Annotated in this window: 6 protein-coding genes; 4 read left to right on the top strand and 2 right to left on the bottom strand. The window is 53.9% G+C overall.

Annotated features, from left to right (window positions below):
* Window positions 1–169: 169 nt before the first annotated feature.
* Entirely contained in the window at window positions 170–1,651 is a 1,482-nt protein-coding gene (locus BLU05_RS23385; RefSeq protein WP_091885600.1) for a sensor domain-containing diguanylate cyclase, read from the bottom strand.
* A gap of 405 nt (window positions 1,652–2,056) precedes the next feature.
* On the opposite strand from BLU05_RS23385, the gene BLU05_RS23380 reads away from it, so the two are divergent.
* From BLU05_RS23380 to BLU05_RS23365, 4 genes are all read left to right on the top strand, one after another.
* Entirely contained in the window at window positions 2,057–2,437 is a 381-nt protein-coding gene (locus BLU05_RS23380; protein WP_091885597.1) for a hypothetical protein, read from the top strand.
* A 101-nt stretch (window positions 2,438–2,538) separates the two neighbouring features.
* Window positions 2,539–3,801: an MFS transporter gene (locus BLU05_RS23375; RefSeq protein WP_091885595.1), complete on the top strand. Its 1,263-nt coding sequence runs from the start codon at window positions 2,539–2,541 to the stop codon at window positions 3,799–3,801.
* 84 nt (window positions 3,802–3,885) lie between these two features.
* The gene (locus tag BLU05_RS23370; protein WP_091885593.1) at window positions 3,886–4,428 is read left to right on the top strand and encodes an iron chaperone; all 543 of its coding nucleotides are present in this window, start codon (window positions 3,886–3,888) and stop codon (window positions 4,426–4,428) included.
* A 201-nt stretch (window positions 4,429–4,629) separates the two neighbouring features.
* On the top strand, window positions 4,630–5,355 hold the full coding sequence (locus BLU05_RS23365; RefSeq protein ID WP_091885590.1) for an SDR family oxidoreductase: 726 nt from the start codon (window positions 4,630–4,632) through the stop codon (window positions 5,353–5,355).
* A 32-nt stretch (window positions 5,356–5,387) separates the two neighbouring features.
* Here BLU05_RS23365 and BLU05_RS23360 read toward each other — a convergent pair whose 3' ends face one another.
* Window positions 5,388–6,263 (bottom strand): SMP-30/gluconolactonase/LRE family protein, encoded by an 876-nt coding sequence (locus BLU05_RS23360; protein WP_091885587.1) that lies wholly within the window; start codon window positions 6,261–6,263, stop codon window positions 5,388–5,390.
* Between the last annotated feature and the right edge of the window lies 1 nt (window position 6,264).

Here is a 6,264-nt window from a genome sequence, read left to right as displayed (position 1 = left end):
GCATCCCATATCTCGTTGCACTCAACAAGAAGGTGACACAGCGACGTTTCTACTTTGCAGAAACAGGACACTTTAACTTTGCGGCTACACACAAAAATCGCATAAGAGTTGTTATGGAACTAGATACCGCTACCAATATCCGGCTATTGCTGGCGTAAGGTCATCCATATCAGCGTGGCTCGTTCTCTGGCTTGTTGTTGCGCCAGCCGCTTTCAATGGTTGAGTAGCGCAGGCGTTTGTCCTGATACATCAACAGATCGGCGCGCTTGGCAACGGCTTCCAGCTTTTCCCCGGCGGCGCTTGTGGCCCAGCCAATCGAGAAGCTCAAAGGGATATTCGAATAGTACTGGTTGTTGATTTCGATCAGGCTCGAAATCTCCTCGACAACTGCCACCGCACCGGTCTCATCAACCGCAGGCAGCAGCACTGCGAATTCATCGCCGCCAATGCGCGCGGCATAATGCGGAGGTTTCACCGCTTCGCTGAGGATTTCACCGGCGCGGCGAAGCAAACCGTCACCAACACCATGGCCCCATTGATCATTGGTGGTCTTTAGTCCGTTCAGGTCCAGAATAATGATGGAAACCGGGAAAAACTCTCTGCGCTCCAGCCGGTTGAGTTCATCCACATAGAAGGCGCGATTGTGCAGGCGTGTCAGAACATCATGCTTGCCGAGATATTCCAGATAGGCTTCGGCTTTCTTGCGGGCGGTAATATCGGTCAGCGATATCTGGACCAATGACCAGTCATTCTCATGTCCGGGCAATACCGAGAACTGCAACAGCACATGCCGCTCGGACCCATCAAGGGCGTAATTGACCGTCTCGCGCTGATGGAACAGCTTGCCGTTCCACAGGTCAATCAGTTGCTCGCGGAAATGGATGTTCATTTCATCGCGAAAAACATCGGGCAGACGTCGCAACAGCGTCAGTGCATCGGGCGCCTGGAAGAGCTTCAGCGTTTCGCGATTAACGTCAATGACGCGGATTTCGCTGGCGCATTGCTGGACGAACTCCGGGTGAACATCGGTAAAGACCCGGAAATCTTCGATACCGCGTTCGCGAAGACCATCGAGCAGCTTCTTGATCTTGCTGAAATCTTCCACCCATAGCGAGACGGGAGAGTGTTCAAAAAGTCCCTCGGCATATTGCTGGCTTGCGGCGTGCTGTCTTCTGGCATCTTCCCGGTCGGTGACATCCTCGATCGAAATCAGGACCTTTTCCCATGACGCTTCATATCCTGGCAGTATTTTGCCGCGTAGCTGGATGTCCAGCCGCTTGCCGGACAGCGTATAATTGACCGTATCGCTGGAGAACTCACCCTTGCCGGACCAGAGCTGCCCCAGTTCCTGAACATGCGTTTGCAGCATGTCATCGCGGAAAATAGCGCCGAGATTGGCAACCAATTCGGCAAAATCGGCAGCTTCAAAAAGCGAGAGTGTCCTCTTGTTGACCTTCTGTACCTGGATCAGCTTGGCACATTCGCGGATACGGGCTTCGTCTTCCCGCAGATAGGCAACGATGTCATCAACCCCTGCCCTGCGCAAGGAATCAAAGAGTTTTCGCACCGCGCTGAAATCTTCTAGCCATAGCGAAATCGGGGCAAGATCAAATGCGTCTATTTCGTCCTGATGCAAACTGAACTTGTCCATGGGGATGAAATCTCTCGGTCGGGAGGAACATGGTTAATATTCCCGTCTGATTGGCAGCTTTGCGGTTATTGTCAACTACCCTAGGTTGAGTTCCGTATGAATTCGCAAGGGTTGCCACGCGGTTCGTGCCGGGTGTTGCATGATGGACATCAATACACGCGTGTTTTGGCATCGGGGCGGGTTCGTCGCCACCCGATACCGATAGAGAAACATCGGTACGTCTCATCCGTTAGTCTAATTTTCAGGCATATGAATTTGATGTACGTTTTATATGCAAGGCAATCCAATGGAGATTTACCATGACAGATCTAGCATATGCAGTTGCTACGACCGCTGTAGAAGATCTCGTGCCGATGACCGCTACCTGCAATGCAGTATCTTGGTCACCGGAAGTAATCTCGCTCTATGGCGATTCTAACGATTTTACGCAAACTGAGTAAATTTGATCTTGGACTTGATGATCGTCGCGTCTTCATTCTGACTGTTGAAACGGGTGGAGAGGCGCAGATTAGCTTTTATGAAAAGACCTCACCACATCAACTAACTGTCAAGAAGTGGAGAGGTGCCTCTGAGGGCAACATTTCCGCAAAACTTGAATCGTCCATAATTAAAAACAAAGGCGTACATTGCGTTGGCGAGCAGTCGAAAGCGATTTTAGACTCCTTTCCGAATGTGAAAGAAGATACGGATGTGCCCATTCCAGTAAACGCGAAGGCCGCATTTTCACACGCGATACGTGCCTTCGATGATAGATACCTGAAGGCTACTGTCTATCTAATGTGTTGAACGAAGCTATCTGCTTCGCCTTTGAAATTCTGTCCAGCCGCATCGGCTGGACAGAATTTGGCTTTACTTACGAGTAATCGCTGCTGGAGATATCAACCGCAATGACAGACCTTTCCCAGCCGGAGCGTCAATTGAAGCGTGATGGATGGCTCTCACAATTTTTGCCTGAAGACCGGACGGTCCGTGTGCTCGCCATTGCACAAACGATGGGGGCTGTCGCAGCAGGCCTCTATTTCTCCAGTTCTGCTTTATTCTTCTCCCGATCTTCCGGCTTGGCACCACTTGAAATAGGCCTTGGCCTGACGATATCAGGGGTAGTCGGCCTGCTGGTGCCATTGCCCTTTGGCATTTTGGCCGATCGCTGGAGCGCACGGAATATTGCCGGTTGGCTGACAGTCGGCGTTGGTCTCAGCTACTGGTTTTTCCTGTTGGTCAACGGATTTACAGCTTTTGTTATCGCCACCTGTTGTTTTGCCGCCTGCATGCGCGGTGCCATGACCGCGCGCATGACGATGATTGCGTCCCTGATTGACAGCAGCCAGCGCACGCAAACGAGTGCGTATCTGCGTGCGCTTGGGAATGGCGGCATGTCGGTGGGCGCCATGATCGGCGGTCTGGCCTTGTATTTCGACAGTTTGACGGCCCATCGGCTGGCCTTTGCCGTTGGAGGCGCAATTTTCCTCGTCGCGGCTCTGGTTTACCGCTCTCTGCCAGCCAAGGCGCCAGAACTTGCCCCTATCAGACCAGGCCCAACTCTCGCGGTGCTGAGAGACCGGACCTATCTGGCTCTGATGCTGCTCAATACGGTTATTCTACTCTATATTCCGTTGCTCAATATGGCACTTCCCCTGTGGATTGCTCTGCATACAAAAGCTCCACTATGGATAAGCTCGCTCCTCTTTTGGGTGAACGCGGTATGTGTCATGTTGCTGCAAGTTCGATTGGGGCGGCGTGTCGCGACAGCCAAGGACGCGCGCAGGTCGATTTTTTCAGCGACACTTCTATTATCCGCCGCTTGTCTCGCATTCGCTGCGATGGCCCTATCATCGACGGTGTGGCTCGCGGTGCTGCTCGCCATCTTCGGTGCGCTGCTCCACGTGTTTGGTGAGATGATGCATATGGCGGGAGCATGGGATCTCAGTTTCCGTCTGGCGCCGCCGGGGCGGCAGGGTGAGTATCAAGGTTTTTTCAACACCAGTTCTGCAACCGCTGAAATGCTCGGGCCGTTTCTGCTGACTGCTTTGCTGGTGAGTTGGGGCGCGCCGGGCTGGCTGGTTCTGGCACTTGTCTTTCCCGCCGCTGGCTTTGCCATCATTGCCTTGTTCGGTCGTCAAGCTTACCTTGAACGCGACCTTTCGGGTTAATGTAGAGCAAGCGGGAACGGGGAAGCGGCTGATGAAAGGGTTTATACTTTCCCGCCGCCGTCCCGATATGGTTGAGGATAAGGGATGACTGGGGAGAAGACGAGGTTCAGCACCGTTGAGGAATATCTGCAATCACTGCCTGATAAAGCGCGTGCCGTTCTGGAGAAACTGAGAGAAACGATCCACGAAACGGCACCTGAAGCCGAGGAATTGATCAGCTACCAGATACCCGCTTTCAGGTTTCATGGCATGTTGATCTATTATTCCGCCTATACACAGCATGTGTCGCTGTCTTTCCCCGCCTTTAAGGTCTTCGAGGTTTTCAAAGAAGAGTTTACGCCCTACGAATTGAGCAAATCGACTGTTCGGTTCAGGCTTGATGAACCGCTGCCGCTTGATCTTGTGCGCGAGATTGTCAAATTCCGGATGAAGGAAAATCTGGAAAAGCAAGCGGCCAAGTCGAAGGGTAAGAAATCACAGCCTGATGGCGTGATCGCCCCGCCCCTTCCATGCCCTTCGATCAAAAAAGTATCACCGCATTGGGGACGGAGTGGTGTCCGGTCTCGCTTCCAGCATGATAGGTTGCCGCCACCGACAAGAGCGTCGCTCTTCCGATGGATGATGTGATGCCGGGCAAGGATGGACCGTTGCCATACGGCTTGAATATATCCCGCTTTGCGCAGTCGGAATTCTTGTGAACGTTTCGGTCTTCGAACCGGCGTTGATCAGAAACTTCTAACTTTGGTCGCGTCGATCCCGTGGCGGTCGATGCGCATCGGTTCGTGTTTTCGACCGGATAATGGTCGAGCGGATTTAAGGAGATTTGACATGGAATTCGCGGGGAAGAGGGTCATCATTACCGGTGCGGGTAAGGGGATCGGCCGTGTGCTCACGCAGATGCTAAGCGCCCGTGGGGCAGCCGTCATTGCGCTTACCAGAAGCGCCGGAGATGTTGAAGCACTGCGCGATGTGCCCGGATGCACGGCAATCGAAGTTGATCTGAGCAATGCGCAGGCGACGCGGCTGGCTGCATGCCAAGCCCTGCCGGCTGATCTGCTCGTAAATTGTGCAGGCACCACCGATCTGCAGTCATTCGTCGAGACCTCGGTCGAATCCTTTGATCATCTGATTGCGGTGAACACGCGGGCACCCATGATCGTTGCGCAGGAATATGCCCGTGATCTCATTGCGAAAGGGCAGAAGGGGGCCATTGTCAATGTTTCCTCGGTAGCCTCCTTTGTCGGCATAGCCGACCATGCCGCCTATTGTGCTTCAAAAAGCGGGCTCGATGGGTTGACGCGGGTGATGGCTCTGGAGCTTGCCCCCCACGGTATCCGGGTGAACGCGGTCAACCCGACGGTGACTTTGACGCCAATGGCGGTGAAAGCCTGGAGCGATCCAAAAAAATCGGCGGGAATGCTCAATCGCATTCCGGTCGGCCGTTTTGCAGAACCTGCCGATGTGGCCGAGGTGATCCTGTTCCTTCTGTCTGATGAAGCCGCAATGGTCAATGGAATCGCGATGCCCGTAGATGGCGGGTACATGATTACCTGAGCATCGACTTGGTCTGTCGCTTCAGCTTCAACTCATAGGCGGACGGGTGGATCAAACCGCCCCTTCCCGGCCACCTCGATTAAAAAGGTCTTGCCAGCATTGGGGTCAGAGCGGCGCTGGGTCTCGCTCATATCGTGATAGGCTGTCGTTACCACCATGGCTGCGGAGTCCTCATCGATGAAGGCCGGGCATGAAGGTTGCCGCGCCGGAGTTGCGATGGATCGAATGCGCTTTCCATCGGGCGAATAGACATCGATATGCGCGCGACCCCAGCACGCATTCCAGAGGTTGCCATCACGATCAACGATGGAGCCATCAATGCCACCGGCATCCTTGTGCTCATAGAACACAGCGGGTTCGCCAAGCGGCAAACCGGTTTCAGAATCCGTATCGACACGCCAGATGATGTTCTTCCGGGTATCGGCGAAATAGCCAATGCGCCCATCGGGAGAAAAGCAGATCGAATTCGTAATGGTAATATTGGTGAAGAGCGTGCGCAGCTGTCCTTCCCTGTACCAATAAATCGAGCCCGCACCCTGTTGTGATTTCTTGCCCATAGTGCCGATCCAGAACGCACCGGCTGGATGCACGCGGGCGTCATTCGACCGGGTGATGGGGTTATCCGCCTCAATGGGCTGGTGCATAACCGTGTGGCCGGTCGTGCGGTCGCGGATGAACAGGCCCGTTTCCGTCGAGATCAACTGGCGGTTCGCATCAACAACCGCAAGGGCGCTTGCCATCTGGCCCAGCGGGTGGACATCGACCACACCGCCGGCACGGGGTTTTTCAAACAGGCGGCCCGTAACAATATCAAACCACCACACTGTTTTTGTCAGCGGATCATAACCCGGCCCTTCACCCAGTTCGCAGGGCACATCATGAAAGACGCGAATATTTGGTTTATCCATA

It is taken from the genome of Phyllobacterium sp. OV277 (assembly GCF_900104355.1).
GTDB lineage: Bacteria > Pseudomonadota > Alphaproteobacteria > Rhizobiales > Rhizobiaceae > Phyllobacterium.
This window is presented reverse-complemented; position numbering and strand designations above follow the sequence as displayed.

Excerpts from the sequence above, each read along its gene's own strand:
- BLU05_RS23385 (WP_091885600.1), bottom strand. The coding sequence starts at position 1,651 with ATGGACAAGTTCAGTTTGCATCAGGACGAAATAGACGCATTTGATCTT.
- BLU05_RS23380 (WP_091885597.1), top strand. The coding sequence starts at position 2,057 with ATGGCGATTCTAACGATTTTACGCAAACTGAGTAAATTTGATCTTGGA.
- BLU05_RS23375 (WP_091885595.1), top strand. The coding sequence starts at position 2,539 with ATGACAGACCTTTCCCAGCCGGAGCGTCAATTGAAGCGTGATGGATGG.
- BLU05_RS23370 (WP_091885593.1), top strand. The coding sequence starts at position 3,886 with ATGACTGGGGAGAAGACGAGGTTCAGCACCGTTGAGGAATATCTGCAA.
- BLU05_RS23365 (WP_091885590.1), top strand. The coding sequence starts at position 4,630 with ATGGAATTCGCGGGGAAGAGGGTCATCATTACCGGTGCGGGTAAGGGG.
- BLU05_RS23360 (WP_091885587.1), bottom strand. The coding sequence starts at position 6,263 with ATGGATAAACCAAATATTCGCGTCTTTCATGATGTGCCCTGCGAACTG.